This is a genomic window from Haloprofundus halophilus, from assembly GCF_003439925.1.
GTDB lineage: Archaea > Halobacteriota > Halobacteria > Halobacteriales > Haloferacaceae > Haloprofundus > Haloprofundus halophilus.
Genome location: NZ_QQRR01000001.1, coordinates 376119 through 397455 on the forward strand (window position 1 = coordinate 376119; position 21337 = coordinate 397455).

The 21337-nt window shown below is 66.4% G+C and carries 22 protein-coding genes; 14 read left to right on the plus strand and 8 right to left on the minus strand.

The genetic code is table 11. The annotated features are described in order from the left end of the window. Nucleotides 1-3: 3 nt before the first annotated feature. Entirely contained in the window at nucleotides 4-810 is an 807-nt protein-coding gene (locus tag DV709_RS01825; RefSeq protein ID WP_117591274.1) for a nitrilase-related carbon-nitrogen hydrolase, read from the plus strand. Nucleotides 811-1068: 258 nt separating this feature from the next. Here the strand turns inward: DV709_RS01825 and gfo6 are convergent, their stop codons facing one another. Further along, complete coding sequence (gfo6, locus tag DV709_RS01830; RefSeq protein ID WP_117591275.1) at nucleotides 1069-2145, minus strand: D-xylose 1-dehydrogenase Gfo6; 1077 nt, start codon at nucleotides 2143-2145, stop codon at nucleotides 1069-1071. Between the two features lie 108 nt (nucleotides 2146-2253). Beyond that, on the minus strand, nucleotides 2254-2898 hold the full coding sequence (locus DV709_RS01835) for a hypothetical protein (RefSeq protein ID WP_137049093.1): 645 nt from the start codon (nucleotides 2896-2898) through the stop codon (nucleotides 2254-2256). Between the two features lie 86 nt (nucleotides 2899-2984). Here DV709_RS01835 and DV709_RS17540 point away from each other — a divergent pair, with 86 nt between their 5' ends. Then, on the plus strand, nucleotides 2985-3128 hold the full coding sequence (locus DV709_RS17540) for a hypothetical protein (protein ID WP_157972620.1): 144 nt from the start codon (nucleotides 2985-2987) through the stop codon (nucleotides 3126-3128). Nucleotides 3129-3215: 87 nt separating this feature from the next. On the opposite strand, the gene DV709_RS01840 is transcribed toward DV709_RS17540, so the two are convergent. Next, nucleotides 3216-4748, minus strand: a complete 1533-nt coding sequence (locus tag DV709_RS01840; protein WP_117591277.1) for an aldehyde dehydrogenase family protein — start codon at nucleotides 4746-4748, stop codon at nucleotides 3216-3218. Nucleotides 4749-4955: 207 nt separating this feature from the next. Here DV709_RS01840 and DV709_RS01845 point away from each other — a divergent pair, with 207 nt between their 5' ends. Next, on the plus strand, nucleotides 4956-5390 hold the full coding sequence (locus DV709_RS01845) for a DUF4112 domain-containing protein (RefSeq protein ID WP_117591278.1): 435 nt from the start codon (nucleotides 4956-4958) through the stop codon (nucleotides 5388-5390). Between the two features lie 60 nt (nucleotides 5391-5450). On the opposite strand, the gene DV709_RS01850 is transcribed toward DV709_RS01845, so the two are convergent. After that, nucleotides 5451-6248 carry an RIO1 family regulatory kinase/ATPase domain-containing protein gene (locus DV709_RS01850; protein ID WP_117591279.1) on the minus strand — a complete coding sequence of 266 codons (798 nt, stop codon included), beginning with the start codon at nucleotides 6246-6248 and terminating at the stop codon, nucleotides 5451-5453. A gap of 143 nt (nucleotides 6249-6391) precedes the next feature. Here DV709_RS01850 and DV709_RS01855 point away from each other — a divergent pair, with 143 nt between their 5' ends. Beyond that, a complete protein-coding gene (locus DV709_RS01855; protein ID WP_117591280.1) occupies nucleotides 6392-7534 on the plus strand; it encodes an acyl-CoA dehydrogenase family protein in 1143 nt (380 codons plus the stop codon). Nucleotides 7535-7620: 86 nt separating this feature from the next. Then, complete coding sequence (locus DV709_RS01860; protein WP_117591281.1) at nucleotides 7621-9774, plus strand: histidine kinase N-terminal 7TM domain-containing protein; 2154 nt, start codon at nucleotides 7621-7623, stop codon at nucleotides 9772-9774. Nucleotides 9775-9829: 55 nt separating this feature from the next. Here the strand turns inward: DV709_RS01860 and DV709_RS01865 are convergent, their stop codons facing one another. Next, nucleotides 9830-10351, minus strand: coding sequence for a GNAT family N-acetyltransferase (locus tag DV709_RS01865; protein ID WP_117591282.1), 522 nt, complete (start codon nucleotides 10349-10351; stop codon nucleotides 9830-9832). A 54-nt stretch (nucleotides 10352-10405) separates the two neighbouring features. Next, nucleotides 10406-10612 (minus strand): hypothetical protein, encoded by a 207-nt coding sequence (locus DV709_RS17545; protein ID WP_157972621.1) that lies wholly within the window; start codon nucleotides 10610-10612, stop codon nucleotides 10406-10408. A gap of 22 nt (nucleotides 10613-10634) precedes the next feature. On the opposite strand from DV709_RS17545, the gene DV709_RS01875 reads away from it, so the two are divergent. From DV709_RS01875 to DV709_RS01890, 4 genes are all read left to right on the plus strand, one after another. Continuing rightward, nucleotides 10635-11423, plus strand: a complete 789-nt coding sequence (locus DV709_RS01875) for a sugar phosphate isomerase/epimerase family protein (protein ID WP_117591284.1) — start codon at nucleotides 10635-10637, stop codon at nucleotides 11421-11423. An 88-nt stretch (nucleotides 11424-11511) separates the two neighbouring features. Next, entirely contained in the window at nucleotides 11512-12468 is a 957-nt protein-coding gene (locus DV709_RS01880; RefSeq protein ID WP_117591285.1) for a carbohydrate kinase family protein, read from the plus strand. An 88-nt stretch (nucleotides 12469-12556) separates the two neighbouring features. After that, entirely contained in the window at nucleotides 12557-14167 is a 1611-nt protein-coding gene (locus DV709_RS01885) for a uracil-xanthine permease family protein (RefSeq protein WP_117591286.1), read from the plus strand. A 101-nt stretch (nucleotides 14168-14268) separates the two neighbouring features. Next, complete coding sequence (locus DV709_RS01890; protein WP_117591287.1) at nucleotides 14269-15066, plus strand: aldo/keto reductase; 798 nt, start codon at nucleotides 14269-14271, stop codon at nucleotides 15064-15066. 179 nt (nucleotides 15067-15245) lie between these two features. Here the strand turns inward: DV709_RS01890 and DV709_RS01895 are convergent, their stop codons facing one another. Further along, nucleotides 15246-15440 (minus strand): hypothetical protein, encoded by a 195-nt coding sequence (locus DV709_RS01895; RefSeq protein WP_117591288.1) that lies wholly within the window; start codon nucleotides 15438-15440, stop codon nucleotides 15246-15248. A 158-nt stretch (nucleotides 15441-15598) separates the two neighbouring features. Here DV709_RS01895 and DV709_RS01900 point away from each other — a divergent pair, with 158 nt between their 5' ends. Further along, nucleotides 15599-16108, plus strand: coding sequence for a metal-dependent hydrolase (locus tag DV709_RS01900; RefSeq protein WP_117591289.1), 510 nt, complete (start codon nucleotides 15599-15601; stop codon nucleotides 16106-16108). Nucleotides 16109-16186: 78 nt separating this feature from the next. Then, complete coding sequence (locus DV709_RS01905; RefSeq protein WP_198665681.1) at nucleotides 16187-16768, plus strand: peroxidase-related enzyme; 582 nt, start codon at nucleotides 16187-16189, stop codon at nucleotides 16766-16768. Between the two features lie 397 nt (nucleotides 16769-17165). On the opposite strand, the gene DV709_RS01910 is transcribed toward DV709_RS01905, so the two are convergent. Further along, the gene (locus DV709_RS01910) at nucleotides 17166-17363 is read right to left on the minus strand and encodes a heavy-metal-associated domain-containing protein (protein ID WP_117591291.1); all 198 of its coding nucleotides are present in this window, start codon (nucleotides 17361-17363) and stop codon (nucleotides 17166-17168) included. Between the two features lie 127 nt (nucleotides 17364-17490). On the opposite strand from DV709_RS01910, the gene DV709_RS01915 reads away from it, so the two are divergent. The 3 genes from DV709_RS01915 to DV709_RS01925 all read left to right on the plus strand — a co-directional run bounded on the left by DV709_RS01915 (nucleotide 17491) and on the right by DV709_RS01925 (nucleotide 21176). Further along, on the plus strand, nucleotides 17491-18081 hold the full coding sequence (locus tag DV709_RS01915; protein WP_117591292.1) for an AsnC family transcriptional regulator: 591 nt from the start codon (nucleotides 17491-17493) through the stop codon (nucleotides 18079-18081). An 89-nt stretch (nucleotides 18082-18170) separates the two neighbouring features. Beyond that, the gene (locus DV709_RS01920; RefSeq protein ID WP_117591293.1) at nucleotides 18171-20849 is read left to right on the plus strand and encodes a heavy metal translocating P-type ATPase; all 2679 of its coding nucleotides are present in this window, start codon (nucleotides 18171-18173) and stop codon (nucleotides 20847-20849) included. Nucleotides 20850-20981: 132 nt separating this feature from the next. After that, nucleotides 20982-21176 carry a cold-shock protein gene (locus DV709_RS01925; protein ID WP_117591294.1) on the plus strand — a complete coding sequence of 65 codons (195 nt, stop codon included), beginning with the start codon at nucleotides 20982-20984 and terminating at the stop codon, nucleotides 21174-21176. Nucleotides 21177-21337 lie beyond the last annotated feature (161 nt).

The following is a 21337-nucleotide window of genomic DNA, read 5'->3' on the forward strand; positions in this document are numbered from 1 at the left end:
CCGATGCGTCTCACCCTCGCCCAACTCGAACAGGACGCCGGAAGCGTCGAGAGCGCCCTCGAAGCCGCCGAAACGACCGTCGAAGCGGCGGCCGCCGACGGGGCGGACCTCGTCGCGCTCCCGGAACTGTTCGCCGTCGGCTACTTCGCGTTCGAATCGTACGCCCGAGTCGCCGAAGGTCTGGACGGGCCGACGTTCGGCCGACTCCGCGATATGGCGGTCGACCACGACGTCGGCCTCCTCGCCGGCAGCCACGTCGAGGACCTCGAAGCGAGCGCCGCCGCGGGCTACGACGTCCCCGCCGACGAGGGGCTGGCGAACACGACGACGTTTTTCGACCGCGACGGCTCGCTGCGGACGACGTACCGCAAACACCACCTGTTCGGATACGAATCCGCCGAAGCGCGTCTGCTCACGCCGGGCGAGCGTCTCGAACCGTTCGAGTTCGACGGCTTCACCGTCGGGACCTGTACCTGCTACGACCTCCGCTTCCCGGAACTGACGCGTCGACTCGTCGACGACGGTGTCACCTTGCTCCTCGTGCCGAGCGCGTGGCCGTACCCCCGCGTCGAACACTGGCAGACGCTGACGCGAGCGCGGTCTATCGAGAACCTCTGGTATCTCGGCGCGATAAACGGCGTCGGCGCGTTCGAGTCGGCGACGCTGCTCGGACGGTCGACGGTGTACGACCCGTGGGGGACGGCGTTGGCCAGCGCGGGTGACCGTCCCGCACACGTCACTGCTGACCTCGACCCCGACGAGGTGACGCGAGTCCGCGAGGAGTTCCCGGCGCTCGCGGACCGGCGGTGACGAGGCGAGGGCCACGTTCCACGGTACCGTGAGACCCGTTAGCGGCATCAGTTCACCGTGTCGATGCCTTTATTGAGGCGTACTCCTTAGGCGAATTCGCCGACGATATCGACGCTTTTCTCGTCGACGACTCGGCACAAATCAACCGCCGCACCACGCTGCAGTGAGGGGTCCACTGTGGCCATCGCCGCATCGCTCCCCTAGCCCGGTGGGGGAGCGCTCCCGCCTCGTCTTCCGAAGTTCCTCACGACACCCGACTCACGAGTACCGTATCTCGACGCGTTCGCCGGTTTCCGCGGCCTCGTACGCCGCCGTCGTCACCTGTACGTCCCGCAGCCCCTCCTCTCCGTCCGGGCCGATCTCCCCGTCGGTCAGTATCGCGTGCGCGAAGTAGTCGAACTCCTCGCGTATCTCGCCCGTCTGGGGTCCGTCCACCGTCGTCCGCACGTCGTTTCGGTGGACGGTCACTCGTCGCGGGTCCTCCGTGCCGAACGCGGAGTCGCTCAGTTCGACGTAACCTTCGGTCCCCCGAATCGAGAGGTGGCTCCTGGTGTACCCGGAGAACCCGGCGGTAAAGGAGGCGGTGACGCCGTCGGGGAACTCCAGTTGGAACGCGATCTGCTCGTCCACGTCGGCGAAGACGCCCTCGCCGCGCGTCGTCGCGGTGACCGCCACCGGATCGGCGTCGACGAGATACCGCGCCGCGTTCAGCGGATAGACGCCGACGTCCATCAGCGCGCCGCCGCCCGCGAGGTCGGCGTCGAGACGCCACTGGTCGGGGCCGCGACCGCCGCCCATCACGTCGAAGGCGAACCCGCCGTGCAGCTGGAGCGCGTCGCCGATACCGCCCTCGCCGACGAACTCGCGGAGGCGGCGAACCGCGGGGTCGAACTGCATCCGGTAGGCGACCATCAGCGGCACGTCGGCGTCCTCGCACGCGGTGACGGCGCGTTCGGCCCCCTCGACGGTCGCCGCCAGCGGCTTCTCGGAGAGCACCGCCTTTCCGTTCTCCGCCGCCGTCTCGATGGCTTCGGGGTGGAGCGCGTTCGGGGTGACGACGTAGACGGCGTCGTAGGCGTCGGTCGCCGCGCCGTCGTGGTACTCCTCGTAGGTGAGGACGCGTTCGATACCGTGTTCGCTCGCGGCGTCTTCGGCGTTCTCGGGCGACCCGGTGACGAGCACCGTCGCCTCGGCGTAGTCGGCGTCCGCGAGGGCGGGGAGCGCCGCCTTGCGGGCGAACCCGCCGACGCCGACGACGGCGAACCGAACGGTTCCGTCCGCGCCGGTGTCCCAATCGCGTCGTGCGAACTCGTCGAAGTACTCGTGAATCTGCATACGCCGCGTACGGGGGCCAGTACAAAAGTGATACTTCGAGGACCGGTCGGATCGACTCGGTTGTCGAGACGAACGACGTGTAACGCCGGAAAAATCCGGTCGGCTCGGTCAGAAGTCGGCGCGAAGCAGATTGTACGCCACCAGTAGCCACGCCGTCGCGTACGCGCCGACGAACAGCAGGCCGCCGAAGAGGCCGTTGAGTCCGAAGAAGATCGCCCCCTGCGAGATGGAGGGGCCGGTACCGGCGAACGCGATGCCCGCGAGTCGGAGTTCGGGTGCCTTCGCCCACCCGCTCAAAAGCAGCGCGATGCCCAGCGGCAGCGACGCTCCGATGAAGCCGACGTTACCGGCGAGGAAGCCGTAGGCGGCGTACTGCGCGAGCGTCGCCATCCCGGCCATCTCGAAGGCGAACTGCGCGCCGGCGCTGGCGAGGCTGAACGCCATCCCGCCGCCGGTGCCGAGCACGCCCAACCACCAGTAGATGCCGCCCGCCTCCTCGTGGTACAGGACGAACCCGACGAGCGCGACGAACAGCAGGAGGATGCCCGCGACGAGCGCGAGTTGGTCGACGAGGAAGACGGTGTTCTGCACGTCGAACACGACGTCGCCACCGGCGGTCACGTCGGTGAGCGCCTGCTGGAGCAGGCCCGCGGTGACGAGGAGCGTGCCGAGCAACGCTGCGGCACCCCCGATGCGCCGCGACGTCGGATTCGACCGGCGGTTCTCCCTGTCTGAGATGGTTGTATTGGCCACGGTGTATCAACCGAATCACTCGGTGGGAACTACTCGAACGTTGGGCTGGTAGGACCATAAATCCGCGACCGATTCGCCCGGCCGGCGTGGTCGGCGTAGTCGGCGTGGTCGGTGTGGTCGGCGTAGTCGGCGTGGTCGGTGTGGTCGGCGTAGTCGGCGTGGTCGGTGTGGTCGGCGTGGTCGGCGCGGTCGGCGCAGTCGGTGTGGTCGGCGTGTCGAACGTACGGTGAGACCTCAGACCGGACGCACCGAGAGACGGGCCGTCTCGGACGGCGCTCGACTTCGCGTCTCCGCCTCCGGTCGTACCGTCTCCGTCGCTACTCGTCTTTCGTCTTGATGTCGGCCGACAGCCCCTGCGCCATCTGGATGTCGTAGGAGTTGTTGAGCGTCCACGCGGTGCGCTCGGTGACGGCCTCGATTATCTCGCGGGCCGATGGGTAGCCGTTGCCGGACTTCTTGACGCCGCCGAACGGCAGGTGGACCTCCGCGCCGATGCACGGGAGGTTGCCGTAGGCGAGACCGACCTCCGCGTGGTCGCGGAAGTAGTTGATCTGGCGGTAGTTCTCGGAGATGATGGCTCCGGCGAGTCCGTACTCGGTGTCGTTCTGAATATCGACGGCCTCCTCGACGTCACCGTCGTACTTCAGGAGCGCGACGTGGGGACCGAACACTTCCTCGTGCGTGCAGCGCAGGTCGTCGTAGGGGTCCGCCTCGTAGACGAACGGTCCGATCCAGTTGCCGTCCTCGTGGCCGTCGGGAATCTCCGACTCGTCGAGTTCCGTGCGGTCGACGAGGACGTTCACGCCCTCCTCCTTCGCCAGTTCGTTGTACTTCGAGACCTTCTCTTTGTGCTCCGGTTCGATGAGCGGCCCCATGAACGTGTCCTCGCTCAGCGGGTCGCCGACGGCGACGTCTTCGGCGATGTCGACGAACCGCTCCTTGAACTCGTCGTACACGTCGGCGTGGACGACGAGGCGTTCGGAGGAGACGCAGCGCTGGCCGGTCGTCTTGAACGACGACATGACGGCGGAGTGGACGGCGGTGTCCATGTCCGCATCCTCGGTGATGACGATGTTGTTCTTGCCGCCCATCTCGGCGGCGACGAGTTTGCCCGGTTCGCCGCCGACCTTCGAGGCGATCTCGTGGCCGACTTCGGCGCTGCCCGTGAAGAGGACGGTGTCGACGCGCGGGTCATCGACGATGGCCGCGCCGGCGTCGCCGAAGCCCTGCACCATGTTGAACACGCCGTCGGGAATTCCGCTCTCCTCGAACATCTCGGCGATGACCTGGCCGCACCACGGCGTCTGCTCGGCGGGCTTCCAGACGACCGTGTTCCCCTCGACGAGCGCGACGGCCATGTGCCAAAACGGGATGGCGACGGGGAAGTTCCACGGGGTGATACAGCCGATGACGCCGCGCGGCTTGCGGCGCATGTAGGCGTCCTTGCTCGGGATTTCGGAGGGAACGACGTCGCCTTTCGGGTGCCGAGCGTCGCCGGCGGCCCACTCGACCATGTGGGCGGCCTCGACGACGTCGGCTTTCCCCTCCGAGATCTCCTTCCCGCACTCCTTCGTGATGATCTCCCCGAGTTCGTCGGTGCGCTCGCCCAGTTCGTGGTAGATGTCCCACAGGTACTCCGCGCGGTCGATGTGCGAGAGCGCGCGCCACTCGTCGAACGCCTCCTCGGCGGCTTCGAGCGCGCGGTCCACGTCCGCCTCGGTGCCGCGCCGGAATTCACCGAGCGTCTCGCCCGTCGCCGGGTTCGTGCTCTCGAACGTCTCCTCTCCCTCGCCGTCGGTCCACTCTCCGGCGATGTACTGCTGGCGGATGTCGCCCGTCTGTTGGCTCATACTGTGACAAAATTTGCGAAGGGACAGCTTAAAAATACACCCGGTCACGGAAGGGGTCGCCGGGTCGCCGGACGAACGGTCCGCCCGTCGGACAAGTCGGACAAGTCAGACAACGAACAAAGTCGTGCGTTGAACAGTCCTCTCGGCGGACGGATCGTGCACTGAACAGGCATAGCCGTCATACGTCTGGGCGACGACTGTCGGAACATGGACGAACACTCCATCGAAAACGCGCCGGACTCGCTCGACGAACCCGCCTTGAGACGGATTCGGGCGGTCGCTACCTTCCTCGACGAGTCAGTGAGGATTCCGGGAATCGGGTACCGAATCGGGGCCGACCCCATTCTCGGCGCGCTTCCGGTCGCCGGCGACCTCGTCTCGGCGGGGCTCTCGATCTACATCATCGCGGAGGCGGCGAACCTCGGCGTGCCGCTGAACCGACTCATCCGGATGTTGGCTAACGTCGCCGTCGACACCGTCGTCGGCTCGGTTCCGGTTCTCGGGACGCTGTTCGACGCGGTGTGGAAGGCGAACGTGAAGAACGTCGAGATAGTCGAAGACCACCTCGAATCGATGGCGGAGTCCTCGGGCTCGGACGGTCGTGGGCGCGACCCGGTGAAGATAGAGATCGACGAGGAGTAGTCGCGCTCGGCCGGACTCCTTCGAGTCGCCGTCGAGCGTCGAGGAGAACGGTCACAACGGTCACGACGCGCGTTTTTCGATCTCGCCTTTGACCGCCGCGGCGTCGAAGTCGTGGTCCGGGCGGATGTTGACGAAGTCCAGAAACTCCAGCGCCGCGAGCACGTCCTCCGTCGAGTACGCCGAGAGCGCGGCGTCGACGGTCTCCTGCGCGCCGATGAGCGGTTCCAGCGCGGCCAATCCACAGGCGATGTCGTACGAGCGGGCGTCGTCGCGGCCGTCCTCGCGGACGCTCGTCGCGTCGATGAAGTAGAGTTCGCCGTCGAGGATGAGCACGTTTTCTCCCCGCAAATCCCCGTGAGCGAGTCCGTTGTCGTGCAGTTCCTTCAGCGCCGCGAAGAGGTCCGGGGCGAGCGCAGCCTCCCGCTCGCGGTCCAGTTCGTCGAGCGACCGAAACTCGGGGAGATACTCGAGGACGACGACGCCGAGACCGTCGATTTCGAGCGCTTCGACGGGTTCGGGCGCGTTGATACCGATCTCGCGCATCCGCTTCGTCGCTTCCAGTTCGTGTTCGGCCATCTGGTACGGCGTCCCGAAATGCTCGAAGAATCCCTCCGTACCGCTCGAAAACGCGCCGAGATTTCGCCCCGTCGTGAAGATGGCGTGGACCAGCGAGTTCTGTCGGCTGATGACCTTGACGAACCACTCGTCGTCTAGAACGAACGGCGTCGACAGCCAGTTGTCCGCGTCGAGAAACCGGACGTGGACCTCCTCTCGGTCGAGTCGCTCCGCGAGCGTGCGGACGACCCCTTCGAGACGGTCCCAGTCGATTCGGCCGCGGACCAGACGGCGAAGTTCCATCGGCGTGTGAGACGCGGGCGAGCGCAATAAGTGGCGCCCTGTGTGCGGGCGAGACGGGACTGAATCGAGTAGCCGAGCCGACAGCTTCGAATTCCTCACGGTCGTTCGCTGACTTTATCACTCGTCTCCCCGCAGTCGTCGGTATGGACTTCGAACTCTCTGCGGAGCACCGGATGATTCGCGACAGCGTCCGGGAGTTCTGCGAGGAGGAGATCGCCCCCATCGCCCAGGAGGTCGAGAACGAGCACCGCTTCCCCGCGGAGGTGTTCGAGGAGCTCGGCGAACTCGACATGATGGGCGTCCCCATCTCCGAGGAGTACGGCGGCCTCGGCGGCGACCAGCTGATGTACGCGCTCGTCACCGAGGAGCTCGGCCGCGTCTCCGGCGGTATCGGTCTCTCCTACGCCGCACACGTCTCGCTCGGGTCGAAACCCATCGAGATGTTCGGCACCGAAGCGCAGAAGGAGCGGTGGCTCACGCCGCTGGCCTCCGGCGAGGCGATGGCCGCGTGGGCACTCACCGAACCCGGTTCGGGCAGCGACGCCAGCGACATGGATACGATGGCCGTGAAGGACGGCGACGAGTACGTCCTCAACGGCACGAAGCAGTTCATCACGAACGCCTCCGTCGCCGACAGCGTCCTCGTGAAAGCCGTCACCGCCCCCGGCGAAGGCTACGACGGCATCTCGACGTTCATCGTCGACCCCGAGGCGGACGACGGGTTCGAGGTCACCACCGTCTGGGACAAGATGGGGCTGAACTGCTCGCCGACCTGCGAGATATCGCTCGACGACGTGCGGGTCCCCGAGGACCGCCTGCTCGGTGAGGAGGGCGAAGGCTGGAAGCAGACGATGAAGACGCTCGACGGCGGGCGCATCTCCATCGCCGCGCTGTCGACGGGGCTCGCGCAGGGCGCGTACGAAGCCGCAAAACAGTACTCGGGCGAACGCGAGCAGTTCGGCCAGCCCATCTCGAAGTTCGACGCCATCCGCGACAAAGTCGTCGACATGTACCGCAAAACCGAGCGCGCGCGGCTCCTGACGCACAAAGCCGCCGTCCGCTACGACGCGGGCGAGTCGGTGACGACGGAGTCGGCGCTGGCGAAACTCGACGCCAGCGAGGCGGCCCGCGAGGTCGCCGAGGACGCCGTGCAGGTGCTCGGCGGCTACGGTTACACCGAGGATTTCGCCCCCCAGCGGTTCTACCGCGACGCGAAACTGATGGAGATCGGCGAGGGAACGAGCGAGATTCAGCACCTCGTACTCGGCCGGCAACTCGGCCTCTGAAATCGGCGCTTTTCGTATCAGTACATTTTATACTCCGGTTCTTCGTCACGTAGCAGAGAGCGGGCTTCTCGACTCGCCGGACACAGATGGTCATCCACATCGTATCAATCACACTTCTGCTGTTCTCGGGGGTCGTGTGCGCCGCCGTCGCCGCCTCCGTTCTGAGCGGGACGGCCGCGTACTCGCGGTGGACGCGGTACCCCTTCGCGGCGCTGTCGCTCTCGGGTGCGGTCTGGGCCGTCGCGTACGCGGCGTTGCTGCTGGCACCGACGCGAGTCGAGATGCTCCCGTGGTTTCGGCTGATACTCGTCTCTGCGACGCTGTCGCCGGTGTTCTGGTTCGTGTTCGTAATCGCCTACAGCGGGTACAAACGACTGCTGTCGCGCGGCGCGTTCGCCGTCCTCGCGGCCGAACCGCTCGTCATGGTCGGCTTCGCGCTCACCGACAGCGTGCTTTTCATCGACGCGACGGCGGTCGATACGACGCTCGGATACACGACGCTCGTCGTCGCCCCGGGGCCGCTGTACGCCACGCACCTCGTCTACTCGTTCGGACTGAGCGTCGCCGCACTCGCGGTGCTCGTCCACCTCCTCCGCCAGTCGGAGCAGTTCTACCGCAAGCAGGTCGCCGTACTGATTCTGTCGGGTGTGGTGCCGCTCGTGGGCGCGCTCCCGCTCGCCCTCGGCGTCACCTCCCTCGACTTCGCGCCGATGACGTTCTGGGTGAACAACAGCCTTATTCTGTTAGCACTGCGCCGGTACCGGCTCTTGGACGTGGTTCCCGGTGCGCGCGCACACCTGTTCGAACGACTCGAGGACGGTATCGTCGTTCTCGACCCGAACCGGTGCGTCGCCGCGATGAACCCCGCCGCCTGCGAGACGTTCGGATTCGAACGGGCGCCCGTCGGTCGACCGGCAGCGACCGTAGTTCCGGACTCCGCGGAAATCCGGTCGCTGCTCGACGGAGACGACGACCACCTCGAGGTCACGGTGTCCGACGACGGCGACAGTTCCATTCTCGACGTGACCGCGACCACCGACGGCCCGCGCGGGAGCGCGATACTCGTCTTTCGGGACATCACCGAGCGTAGACAGGTCGAACGACAGTTCCGCGCGCTCATCGAGAATTCGCACGACATCATCGTCGTCCTCGACGCGGCGGCGACGTACGCGTACGTCAGTCCGTCGATGGAGACGGTGATGGGCTACGACCCCGACGGACACGTCGGCGAGAGCCCGTTCGACTACATCCATCCCGACGACCGCGAGCAAGCGACGGCCGTGCTGCAAGACGCTATCGAATCCGGAACGCCCGAACGCGCCGAGTACCGCTACCGTCACGCCGATGGCTCCTGGCGAACGTTCGAGGCCGTCGGCATCAGTCTCCTCGACGACCCGGCGGTAGAGGGAATCGTCATCAGTGCGCGCGACGTGACGGAGCGTCGCCGGTACGAACAGCGGTTGCAGGTACTGAACCGCGTCCTCCGCCACGACCTGCGAAACGACATGAACGTCGTCCTCGGCTACGCGGACCTCGTGTACAACGACCCGCACTCTCCGGAGGTGCGAGAGTACGCGCGGATGATTCGGAACCGCGCCACCTCGCTGGTCGACGTGGCCGACCGAACCCGCTTCGTCGACCGGACGCTCGAACGGACGTCCGAGGAACTCGGCACCGTCGACCTGACGGCGCTCGTCGACGACGCGCTCACCGACGCTCGCCGGGGGTTCCCGGAAGCGACGTTCACCGCGTCAGTCTCAGGTCGGTATCAGGTCTACGGTGGCGAACGGATTCTCGTCGCCGTGGAGAACCTCCTCGAAAACGCCGTCGAACACCACGACCGGGAGTCGCCTACCGTTCGCGTCGCCGTCGACACCGCCACCGACGACGGCGGAACGTTCGTCGAACTGTCCGTCGCCGACGACGGGCCGGGTATCCCGGCCGAAGAGCAGCGCGTGGTCGAGTCGGGCGTCGAAACCCCGCTCGAACACGGCAGCGGTATCGGACTGTGGCTCGTCAACTGGATTCTCACCGAGGCCGACGGCGAACTCCGCTTCGACGAGAACGACCCCCGAGGGAGCGTCGTCACACTCCGTTTTCGCGAGGCTCCGTCGGCGTGTGACGAGAGCGACCGGAACGACATGCGCGACGAAGTTCACGGACACGACGAGCGCGACGAAGTTCACGGATACGACGAGCGCGACGAAGTTCTGGACGAAGCGCCGGAGTCGGGGCTCTAACCGCTCGGTAGCGAATCGGATTCGCACTCACGCCGAGAGCGTGCCGTGGTCGCCTTCACGCGAACTCGCCTTCGAGCAGGCCGTAGTGAAGCAGGTCGCGGTACTCGCCGCCGACGTACGCCTCCTCTCTGTGGGTCCCTTCCAGCGTGAACCCCACCTTCTCCAGCACGCGCTGTGAACCGACGTTGTGGTCGTACGCCTCGGCGACGACTTTGTGCATCCGGCGCTCCTCGAACGCGTAGCGCGAGACGGTTCGAACGGCGTCGGTGCAGTAGCCGTTGCCCCACGCTTCCGGGGAGATCATGTAGCCGAGTTCGGCTGTACCCCACGTCTCGTTCGGAGTCACTCCGACGAGACCGACCGGGTCGCCGTCGTCGCAGACGAGAAACTGGTCGTCGGTGTCGTCGCCGATCGATTCGATCCACTCCATCTCCTGGGTGCGGTTCTTCGGTCGGTAGGAGCCCAGCGTCGGCCACACCGCCGGGTCGTCGACGAGTCGTTGGACGAACTCGACGTCGGCCTTCTCGACGGTTCGGAGTTCGACGCGCTCCCCTCGGAGGAACACCGGTCCGGGCATAGCTGACGCTCTCGGCGCGCGCTACTGAATCGTTCGGTGGCGTGCGAATCGTACTCATCGTCGGAGACGGACGAGAACCGTCGGGTCGTTGTTCTCGTCGTTTTCGTCGTTCTCGTCGTTCTCGTCGTTCTCGTCGCCGAGCGCACCCGTCTCGGCACTGTCGCCGACGTCGGCGTCGACCCGGAGAGAGGGTCGCGCGTCATCGTTCGAACGGGGGGAGAGGGGCGCGAAGAGCTTCGGATTCGGGGAACCACCTAACACGTTCGCGCACGGAGGGCCTGCTATGGACGCCCGCACCGGGTACGTCACCCAGATGAACATGGACCTCGACGCGGCTATCGAGGCGGCCGCCGAGTACGAGTTCGACTACGTGGAGGCGATGATGGACGGCGACACCGAGCGCCATCGACTCGACGAGCGGGCCGACGAGGTTCGGCGGGCGCTCGACGACCGGGAGCTGGACCTGATGGTCCATCTCCCCTTCGGCGGTATCGACCTGGGGTCGCCGTTCGAGCACGTCAGAGCGGGGTCGGTCGCCGAGCAGAAAGCCGCAATCGATACCGCCGCCGCGCTCGGCGCGGAGAAGGGCGTCCTCCACCCGACGACGGGCGCGTGGTCGCCCGCGTGGGACTCCTCGTCGCTGCGGGACAACGCGCTCGACTCGATACGCGAACTCGTCGCGCACGCGGACGAACGCGAGTTCGAGGTCTGCGTCGAGAACATCCCCCGGAGCCTCTTCCGGACCCACGAGTTCTCCCAGTTGCTCGCCGAGACCGAGGCGTCGATGACGCTCGACACCGGCCACGCGCGGATGGACGGCCGCGACTCCGGCGGCATCGCCTCGTTCGTCGAGGAACACGGCGACCGTATCAGCCACGTCCACCTCAACGACACGCGGCAGGCCTCGGACGAACACCTGCCGTTCGGCGCGGGCAACCTCGACTTCGAGCGCATCCTGGGCGCGTTCCCCGACGACTGGACGGGGACGCTCTCGCTCGAAGTGTTCACGTTCGGCTTCGACTACATCGAGACGAGCAAGGTACATCTCGACGCGCTCCTCGACGAGCGCTGAGTACTGCCCGTCGACGACGTAGCCGACCTCTAGTCGAATCCTGACGGAATCGCCCGGATTGATGGTAGCCGCTCGCTTACCGTCGCGTATGACACGGATTCTCGTCGCCGGCGAGGCGCTCATCGACTTCATCCCCGACGCGTCGGGGAGCCTCGCGTCGGTCGAGTCGTTCTCCCGACGCGCAGGGGGCGCTCCGGCGAACGTCGCCGTCGCGCTCTCGCATCTCGACGCCTCCGTCTCCTTCTGGACGCGTCTCGGCACCGACCCGTTCGGCGACTACCTCGCCGAGTTTCTGGCCGACCACGGTCTCTCCGACGAGTACGTCGAACGCGACCCGAACGGGAAGACGACGCTCGCGTTCGTCAGCCTCGGCGAGGACGCCGACCGGGAGTTCAGTTTCTACCGCGACGCGGCCGCCGACGCCCGACTCGAACCCGGCACCGTCGACGACGACGCCCTCGCCGAGTTCGAGTGGCTCCACGCCGACGTGCTCTCGCTCGATACCGAACCGTCCCGAACCGCCGTGCTCGACCTGCTCGAACGCGCCACCGAGACGGACGTGACGGTCTCGTTCGACCCGAACGCCCGACCCGAACGCTGGACGGAGTTCTCCTACCGCGAGTCGGTTCGTGAGGGGTTCGCGCTCGTCGACGTGGTGAAAGCCACGCCAGAGGACCTCCGTGAGGCTGGACTCACCGGCGACGCGGCGGAGTTGGCCCGCGAAATCTGTACGTTCGGGCCGCACACCGCGGTCATCACGCTCGGCGACGCGGGGGCGTACGCCTACGCGACGCCGGAGGCACCGTGGAGCGACGGCGGGGAGGTCGAGGCGACGCACGACGGCTACCCCGTCGACCCGGTCGATACGACCGGCGCGGGCGACGCGTTCACCGCGGGCGTCGTCGCGGCGTTGTCTGCGGGCGAGTCGCTCGCCGAAGCGCTCGCGTTCGCCAACGCCGTCGCCGCGGTGACGACGACCGAACCCGGCGCGATGACGGCGCTTCCCGACCGGAACGCCGTCGAGACGTTCAGAGCCGACGAGTAGCCGCCGGGTTTCCGTCGGCACGGGCGCGACGAAAGCGGACCGCATAAGTACCGAACGGCGATTTGTTTGCGCCAATGGTCGGGGCACCATGACGGGCAAACGGACGGAATCGGAGTTCGTAGAGTACGGTATCGAAGACAAGCCGCCATTGGGCGAGTCGCTGCTGCTTGGCCTGCAGCACTACCTGACGATGGTCGGCGCGAACATCGCCGTGCCGCTCATCCTCGCGGCCGCACTCGGGATTCCGGACTCGCTCGTTCCGCGCTTCGTCGGGACGTTCTTCGTCGTCTCCGGCGTCGCCACGCTGGCGCAGACGACGTTCGGTAACCGCTACCCCATCGTGCAGGGCGCACCGTTCTCGATGCTCGCGCCCGCGCTGGCGGTCATCGCCGTCGCACAGACGGGGAACCCGCCGGGAGCGGACTGGCAGTACGCGCTGCTGCAGTTACAGGGAGCGATTATCGCCGCCTCGCTGGCCGAGATCGTCGTCGGCTATCTCGGCTTGTTCGGCCGTCTTCGGAGATTTGTCTCGCCGGTGGTCATCGCGCCTACCATCGCGCTCATCGGCCTCTCGCTGTTCGACACACCGCAGATCACTGCAGTCACGAACGACTGGTGGCTGTTGGGACTGACGCTCGGTCTCATCGTCCTCTTCTCGCAGTATCTCGACACGTCCGCTCGCATCTTCAAGCTCTTCCCCGTCCTCCTCGGCGTCGTCACGGCGTACGCGCTCGCCGCCGCGTTGAGCGTCGTCGGCGTCTATCAGGCCGGGATGCCCGGTTACGTCCCGCTGGGCGAGGTGCTCGCCGCCCCCGCGTTCATGCCGATTCACCCCTTCCAGTGGGGGATGGCCGGCGGCGCGAACACCGTGGCGGTGACGGTTCCGGTCGTCGGGTGGCCGCTCGCGTTCGGCGTCCCGCAACTGACGCTCTCGTTCGTCGTCGGGATGCTCGCGGGCGTCGCCGCGTCGATGGTCGAGAGCTTCGGCGACTACCACGCTGTCGCCCGTCTCTCGGGTCTCGGCGCACCGAGCGAGAAGCGCATCAACCACGGCATCGGGATGGAGGGAATCATGAACGTGTTCGCTGGCGTGATGGGTGCCGGCGGGTCGACCTCCTACTCGGAGAACATCGGCGCTATCGGCATCACGGGGGTCGCCTCCCGTTACGTCGTTCAAGTCGGCGCGGCGCTGATGCTCGTCGTGGGCTTCGTCGGCTACTTCGGCCAACTCGTCGCGACGATTCCGGACCCCATCGTCGGCGGCCTCTTTCTGGCGATGTTCGGCCAAATCGTCGCCGTCGGCCTCTCGAACCTCGAATACGTCGACCTCGACTCCTCTCGCAATGTGTTCATCGTCGGCTTCGCGCTCTTCGCCGGACTGGCGATTCCTGCCTACATGGGCAACGTCGCCGCCGCGAACCCGGACCTCAGCGGCGCGGAAGCGTTCCGTCAGGGCCTGCAGAACGTCGCGCTCGTCGGTCCCATCCTGGGAACGAAGCTCGTCGGCGACGTGCTCTACGTCGTCGGTAGCACCGGGATGGCCGTCGGCGGTCTCGTCGCGTTCTTCCTCGACAACACCATCGAGGGGACGCGGGCCGAACGCGGTCTGGAGACATGGGAGGAAGCGGCCGAATCCGACGAGGAGTTCGCCTCCGCCTACGACCGGTTCGTCCGCGGCGACGAGACGAAAGCCGACTGAGGGCCGTCCGAACATCGGCCAACGTCGTCCGAGACGCGCGTCTTCGACGCCCGCCTGCCGCCTCCCCTACCTCTTTTTGTGCCGAACCCCTCGAATCGAGCATGACGCTCGACCTGCCGTCGATGGGCCTCGGAACCTCCGGTAACAAAGACCCCGAAGAGTGCGCGAGCACCGTCGCCGCGGCGCTCGATATCGGTTACCGCCACGTCGACACCGCGCAGATGTACGACAACGAAGAACCCGTCGGAGCGGGTCTCCGACAGAGCGACGTCGACCCGGATGACGCGATTCTCGCGACGAAAGTCCACCCGAAGAACCTCGCACCCGAGGACGTTCGGCGCACGACGGAGGAGAGTCTCGACCGACTCGGCGTCGACTCGGTCGACCTGCTGTACGTCCACTGGCCGACCCACGCTTACGACGCTGAGACGACGCTGCCGGTCTTCGACGAACTGCGCGAAGCGGGGCTGACCGACCACGTCGGCGTCAGCAACTTCACGCCGGAACTGTTGGACGAAGCGCGAGAGACTCTCGACTCGCCCATCGCAGCCCACCAGGTCGAGTGCCACCCGCTACTCCCTCAGGAGGAACTGCGCGCCGACGCCCGCGAGCACGGCTACTCGCTCGTCGCGTACACCCCACTCGGACGGGGCGAAATCTTCGACGAACCCGAACTCGTTGAGGTGGCCGAGAAACACGACGCGAGCGTCGCGCAGGTCTGCCTCGCGTGGTCGATGGCGCAGGACGTCATCGTCCCGATTCCGAAGTCGACGGGCGAACACGTCGCCGAGAACTTCGCCGCCCGAGAGCTGGAGTTGGACGACGACGACCTGGCGAAGATAGACGGCATCGACCACGAGAAGCGCATCATCGACCCCGACCACGGGCCGTGGAACTGAGTCGAGTCGAGCGGGACGCCTCTCGACCGTGAGTTAGCGAACAGGCGGCGCAAATCCGTGTCGCGGAGGAGCGCGCCGCACACCCGCCTCGACTCCCCCCGCGACCGCACGTTAGAGCACGGAGATGGGTGGTTCCATCCCCGTATTTGAAGTTTCGCGCCGCGTCCGGTCGCGGGTGACTACCGTTCGTCCCCGCTCACCAACCCCGCCCGTCCAAGCGTGACGAGAATCAGGTATCCGACGGTACCGACGGCGAAGATCAGAACCGGGACGACGAACGGGCCGAACGTCGAAATCAGCGCATCTACCGGACCGAGTTGGAGCACGAATTCGGCGGGCGTTCGCCACTCGAAGGATGCGACGACGGGAGCCACGGTACCCGCGATACGTCGGCCACCGGGTTAACTCTCCGGTCAGTCGCCGAATCGTTGGAACTGCTAAATCGACGGAATCGCCAGACCGACGGAACCGCCGAAGCCGCTTCGTCGACCGAAAACGGACCGATTTTACGCCCGCGGTGAGATGCCGCGGTATGTTCCGAACGGGCCACTACGGCGTCTCGCTGCTCGTCTTCGCGCCCATCGGCTACACGCTCGTCAGCGCGGGGGCCGTCACCCCCGCGTTCGCCCTCGGCGCGACGATGCTCTGGCTGTCGATGCTGCCGGACGTGGACCACAAGCTACCCGGAGTTTCCCACCGCGGGCCGACGCACACGCTGTTGTTCGCGGGACTCGTCGGTGGTCTGTTCTGGGGCGTCGCCGCCGTCGTAACCGACGCTCTGGGGGCGTTCTCCGTCTCGCTCGGCGGCGCGAGCGTCGGCCTCGCCGTCTTCGCGTTCGTCGTCGGTTTCCTGACCGTCGTCGGTCACCTCGTCGGCGACGCGCTCACGCCGATGGGCGTCAACTTCCTCTGGCCGCTGTCGGGGAGAGGGTACTCGCTGTCGCTGACGACGGCGGACAGCGCGGTCTGGAACTACGGACTGTTCGTCCTCGGCGTCTTCGTGACGGCGGCGTGGGTCAGCGCCGCCCTCGGCGTCGTCTGAACGCGGTCTCGATTCGGACGTACGATTAAGTACGGTCTCACCGAATCCGCGGGTATGACGGACGACTCGACCCCCGCGCTGGACGACGACGCGATGCGCCGTTTTCCCGTACCCGACTTCGACGAACTGCCCGAGGACCTGCAGGAACGCATCACCGAGGAGACAGAACGCGCTGGGTTCACCCCGAACGTCTTCTCGGGTTTCGCGTACAAACCCTCGCACTTCCGAGCGTTCTTCGAGTACCACGACGCGCTCGTCGACGACACGGCGCTCGACCGCGAGGAGATAGAGCTGATAATCGTCGCCGTCTCCGGCGTCAACCACTGCTACTACTGCAACGTCGCCCACGGCGCGCTCGTCCGCATCTACGCGAAAGACCCCCTGCTCGCGGACCAACTCGTCGCCAACTACCGAACGGCCGACGTGAGCGACGAGCGGATGGCGATGCTGGACGTGGCGGTGAAACTCACCGAAGCGCCCGCGAAAGTCGGCGAGGAGGACTTCGAGAAGTTACGCGACGCGGGCTACTCCGAGGAGGCCATCTGGGACATCGGCGCGGTCACGTCGATGTTCAACCTCTCGAACCGGATGGCGATGTTCGCGGACATGCGCCCGAACGATGAGTTCCACACGCTGGGGCGGCAGCCGAGAGAAGAGTAACAGGGGACGGTAGTCCGGGCTCTCTGTTCGGAGTTCGCTGCGAAACTGATGCGCTTCGGTCGGGGTGTCCAGATGCGAACGACGCAACCGAGATAAGGAACAATCCGCTTTCGTTACGACTCGTCAGCGCCTAGTTGGAAAGAGCTGAAGCACCGGTAGCACCGATACACGGGCTGATAATCGGTTGCCTGCGGTGCGAAGGTACCTTCGGTCCGCATCTTTAGAACCAGTCTACTCTGGCAGTTCGTGCAGACCGGGCGGTTCAACACCATTCTGGTCACGGATACGACATTCCCGCATATAATTACATCGAGGCTACTGTTCGCAGCGAGACGGGCGGTACGTCACGTCTCGGTTCACACGGAGAAATCGCACAACTAGGGGCCTCTAGCTCGAGTTACGCCTTCGCCTCGTAGCCCGCATCGTCGACGGCGACCACGAGGTCAAGTGGGTCGGCGTCGCCCTCGACGCTCGCCGTGTCCGACTCGTGGTCCGCGCTCGCGTTCTCGACGCCGTCGACGTCTTCGAGCGCCTCTACGACGCTTTTCTCGCAGCCATCACAGCTCATTCCTTCGACGGTGAGTGTCGTCGTCATGTCCCGTCGTACTCGCCGTCGACTCTTTCACCTTTCCCTTTCGAACCGAGGCCGAAACCGCGATTTCACCTTTGGAATCGAAACCGGTCACCGAACTCACTTACCTCTTCACGTCGAAGTGCTTCCCATGCGAACCCTCGACGACACCGACCGACAGATTCTGCGTCTCCTCTTGGACGACGCCCGGCGACCGTACAGCGATCTCGCCGACCACGTCGGCCTCTCCGCGCCCGCCGTCTCCGACCGCGTGGACCGACTGCGCGAGATCGGCGTCATCAGACGGTTCACCGTCGACGTGGACCGGTCGTTGCTTCGGGAGGGAATGCCGATGCTGGTCGAACTCGACGTTCGGCCCGCCTCCGCGGAGGACATCGCCGAGGCGCTGACCGCGCACGAGCGAACCGACCACGTCTTCCGGACCGCCGACGCCCGCGTCGTCTTCCGCGCGCCGATACGCGAGGGAGACGTGACGGCGTTCCTCGACAGCGTCGTCGACCTCGACGACGTCCGCGACATCGACGCGAACCTCGTCGTCGACGACGAGTGGACGCCCGGACTCGGCGACGCCGACCTGGCGCTCTCCTGCGTCGAGTGCGGCAACACCGTCACCAGCGAGGGCGAGTCCGCGCGCTTCGACGACGAACTGTACCACTTCTGTTGCGACTCCTGTCTGGCGAACTTCGGGGAACGGTACGACAGACTCCAAAGCGGCGTCTGAACTCAGCCCATTTTTCGAATCCCGATTCCGAACTTACCTTCGAATCGAAGGCACAAGTCGCATGAGTGCGGGGCACGTATATCGAATCAATGAGTGAACTGCAACGCGTCCGAATCGAAGTCAGGGGGATGAGCTGTGCGAACTGCTCGTCTACCGTCACGTCAGCCGTCGAGGAGCTCGACGGCGTCGGGGAGGTGAACGTCAACTACGCCACCGACGAGGGGACCGTCGAGTACGACCCCGACCGCGTGAGCCTCGCAGAGGTGTACGACGCCATCGAACGCTCGGGCTACGACCCGGTCGCCGAGGAGGTCAACGTCGGCATCACGGACATGACCTGCTCGAACTGCGTGCAGACGGTCGAGCGCGCCGTCGGCGACCTGCCGGGCGTTCTCTCGGTCGACGCCAACTACGCCACCGACGAGGCGACGGTTCGGTACAACCCGGAGGCGGTGTCGCGCTCGGACGTTTACGACGCCGTCGAGGACGCGGGCTACTCGCCGGTGCGCGAGGATGCGAGCGACGACGGGGCGGGCGAGAGCGAGGGCGACCGCCGAGAGAACGCCCGGAAAGCCGAACTCCGTCACCAGCGCAATCTGACGCTGTTCGGCGCGGCGCTGGCGATTCCGCTCTCCGTCCTGATGATGGGTCACCTCGTCGGACTCCCCGTTCCGGAGTCGATTCTCGGCGTCGAGATGGGCTGGGTCGCCCTCGTTCTGGCGACGCCCGTCCAGTACTTCCTCGGCAAGGAGTTCTACGTCAACTCCTACAAGGCGCTCGTGAAGAACCGCACGGCGAACATGGACGTGCTCATCGCGCTCGGGTCGACGACGGCGTACCTCTACAGCGTCGTCGTCCTCTTCGGCCTCCTCGACGTGGGGCAACTGTACTTCGAGAGCGCGGCGCTCATCCTCGTGTTCATCACGCTCGGTAACTACCTCGAAGCCCGCTCGAAAGGTCAGGCCGGCGAGGCGATTCGCCAGTTGCTCGAGCTCGAAGCCGACGACGCCACCGTCGTCGACGAGGTGGAGTCGGAGACGAGCGACGACCCCGAGTTCGAGAACGAGCGCGAGGTCCCCCTCGACGAGGTCGAGGAGGGCGACGTGATGAAGGTCCGACCGGGCGAGAAAGTGCCGACCGACGGCGTCGTCGTCGAGGGTGAGAGCGCCGTCGACGAGTCGAACGTCACCGGCGAGTCCGTCCCCGTCGAGAAATCGCCCGGCGACGAAGTCGTCGGCTCGACTATCAACGAGAACGGCCTGCTGTACGTCCGCGCGACGAAAGTCGGCTCCGAGACGGCGCTCCAGCAGATCGTCCAGATGGTGCGCGACGCCCAGAGCCGCCAACCGGAGATTCAGAACCTCGCCGACCGCATCAGCGCGTACTTCGTCCCGGCGGTCATCGCCAACGCCGTCTTCTGGTCGGTCGTCTGGTATCTGTTCCCCGAGGCGCTCTCCGGGTTCGTCACGTCGCTGCCGCTGTGGGGTCTCGTCGGCGGCGGTCCCGCCGCGCTCTCCGCGTTCGAGTTCGCCGTCGTCGTCTTCGCGTCGGCCGTCCTCATCGCCTGCCCCTGCGCGCTCGGTCTGGCGACGCCCGCGGCGACGATGGTCGGGACGACCATCGGCGCGAAGCACGGCATCCTGTTCAAGGGCGGCGACGTGCTCGAACGCGTCCGCGACGTCGACACCGTCGTCTTCGACAAGACGGGGACGCTCACGAAGGGCGAGATGCATCTGACCGACGCCGTCGTCGTCTCGCCGACCGCAGACGGGAGCGGCGACTCGAACGGTCCCGGCGGCGACGTCCGCGCGACCGACGGTGACGTTCGCGCCGACGGTGCAGGAGCGAGCGCGGGGACGGCCGTCGAGTCCGAGACCGACGAGCGACTCCTCCTCGAAGTCGCCGCCGCCGCCGAAGCGGGCAGCGAACACCCCATCGCCGAGGCCGTCGTCGACGGCGCGAAGGAGCGAGGTGTCGAGGTCTCCGACCCCGCCGCGTTCCAGAACGTCGCCGGGAAGGGCGTCCGCGCCCGCATCGACCGCGGTACCGCCGTCGTCGGCAAACCCGACCTGCTGCGCGAGTACGACGTCGACCCCGAACCCGCGGCCGACGTCATGAGCGACCTCGAATCCGAGGGGAAGACGGCAATTCTCGTCGCTCTCGACGGCGAACTGCTCGGCGTGCTCGCCGTCGCCGACGAGGTGAAGCAGTCGGCGCAGGAAGCCGTCTCGACGCTCCGCGAGCGCGGCGTCTCGGTGTTCATGCTCACCGGCGACAACGAGCGCACCGCCCGCGCCGTCGCCGAGCGCGTCGGCATCGACCCCGAGAACGTCCGCGCGGGGGTGCTGCCCGACGAGAAGGCCGACGAGGTCGAGTCGATTCAGGCCGACGGCCGTCGCGTGATGATGGTCGGCGACGGCGTCAACGACGCGCCCGCGCTCGCGGCGGCGTTCGTCGGCACGGCGCTCGGCAGCGGCACCGACGTGGCCATCGAGGCGGCGGACGTGACGCTGATGCGCGACGACCCGGTGGACGTCGTTCGCGCGATGCGCGTCTCGGAGGGGACGCTCTCGAAGATAAAGCAGAACCTCTTCTGGGCGCTCGGCTACAACACGGCGATGATTCCGCTGGCCTCGCTCGGCCTGCTCCAGCCCGTCCTCGCGGCGGCGGCGATGGCCGTCTCCAGCGTCTCCGTGCTCACGAACAGCCTCCTGTTCCGGCGCTACGACCCCGACAGCGAGTACCGCCTCCTCGGCTTCCTGCGGTAACCGCCGTCGGGTTCGGCTCCGCCACCTCGGTTTCGACGCGCGTCGCAGCGACCACCTCTCACTCGCCGTGACCGACCGCGTCGAGTGACGCACGTAATCCTTATTGAGACCCTACGCGTCCATCAGTTTACGATGGCGACTGGAACGGTTGTGTTCTTCAACGACACCGGCGGCTACGGCTTCATAGAGACCGACGACTCCGAGGAGGACGTGTTCTTCCACATGGAGGACGTCGACGGTCCCGACCTCGAAGAGGGGCAGGAAGTGGAGTTCGAGATCGAGGCGGCGGAGAAAGGCCCGCGTGCGGTGAACCTCGAACGGCTGTAAGGAGCGACCACCGCGTCGACCCCGTCGACAGCGATCGGACAGCCGCGGCTGTCGGAGAAGTACCGTTTTAAACCCCCGACCCGTGCTACCACCTGCCGCGTTCGACTGCGGCACATCACTCGACGAAATCAGTCGACGCCGACCGGCGTCTAGCACGCTGT

What these genes read in the sequence shown, in the direction of transcription:
- DV709_RS01910 (WP_117591291.1), bottom strand. Translation starts at nt 17,363, where the DNA reads ATGACGACGACACTCACCGTCGAAGGAATGAGCTGTGATGGCTGCGAG.
- gfo6 (WP_117591275.1), bottom strand. Translation starts at nt 2,145, where the DNA reads ATGCAGATTCACGAGTACTTCGACGAGTTCGCACGACGCGATTGGGAC.
- DV709_RS01860 (WP_117591281.1), top strand. Translation starts at nt 7,621, where the DNA reads ATGGTCATCCACATCGTATCAATCACACTTCTGCTGTTCTCGGGGGTC.
- DV709_RS01840 (WP_117591277.1), bottom strand. Translation starts at nt 4,748, where the DNA reads ATGAGCCAACAGACGGGCGACATCCGCCAGCAGTACATCGCCGGAGAG.
- DV709_RS01880 (WP_117591285.1), top strand. Translation starts at nt 11,512, where the DNA reads ATGACACGGATTCTCGTCGCCGGCGAGGCGCTCATCGACTTCATCCCC.
- DV709_RS01865 (WP_117591282.1), bottom strand. Translation starts at nt 10,351, where the DNA reads ATGCCCGGACCGGTGTTCCTCCGAGGGGAGCGCGTCGAACTCCGAACC.
- DV709_RS01875 (WP_117591284.1), top strand. Translation starts at nt 10,635, where the DNA reads ATGGACGCCCGCACCGGGTACGTCACCCAGATGAACATGGACCTCGAC.
- DV709_RS01885 (WP_117591286.1), top strand. Translation starts at nt 12,557, where the DNA reads ATGACGGGCAAACGGACGGAATCGGAGTTCGTAGAGTACGGTATCGAA.
- DV709_RS01900 (WP_117591289.1), top strand. Translation starts at nt 15,599, where the DNA reads ATGTTCCGAACGGGCCACTACGGCGTCTCGCTGCTCGTCTTCGCGCCC.
- DV709_RS01920 (WP_117591293.1), top strand. Translation starts at nt 18,171, where the DNA reads ATGAGTGAACTGCAACGCGTCCGAATCGAAGTCAGGGGGATGAGCTGT.
- DV709_RS01845 (WP_117591278.1), top strand. Translation starts at nt 4,956, where the DNA reads ATGGACGAACACTCCATCGAAAACGCGCCGGACTCGCTCGACGAACCC.
- DV709_RS01915 (WP_117591292.1), top strand. Translation starts at nt 17,491, where the DNA reads ATGCGAACCCTCGACGACACCGACCGACAGATTCTGCGTCTCCTCTTG.
- DV709_RS01855 (WP_117591280.1), top strand. Translation starts at nt 6,392, where the DNA reads ATGGACTTCGAACTCTCTGCGGAGCACCGGATGATTCGCGACAGCGTC.
- DV709_RS01825 (WP_117591274.1), top strand. Translation starts at nt 4, where the DNA reads ATGCGTCTCACCCTCGCCCAACTCGAACAGGACGCCGGAAGCGTCGAG.
- DV709_RS01925 (WP_117591294.1), top strand. Translation starts at nt 20,982, where the DNA reads ATGGCGACTGGAACGGTTGTGTTCTTCAACGACACCGGCGGCTACGGC.
- DV709_RS01890 (WP_117591287.1), top strand. Translation starts at nt 14,269, where the DNA reads ATGACGCTCGACCTGCCGTCGATGGGCCTCGGAACCTCCGGTAACAAA.
- DV709_RS01850 (WP_117591279.1), bottom strand. Translation starts at nt 6,248, where the DNA reads ATGGAACTTCGCCGTCTGGTCCGCGGCCGAATCGACTGGGACCGTCTC.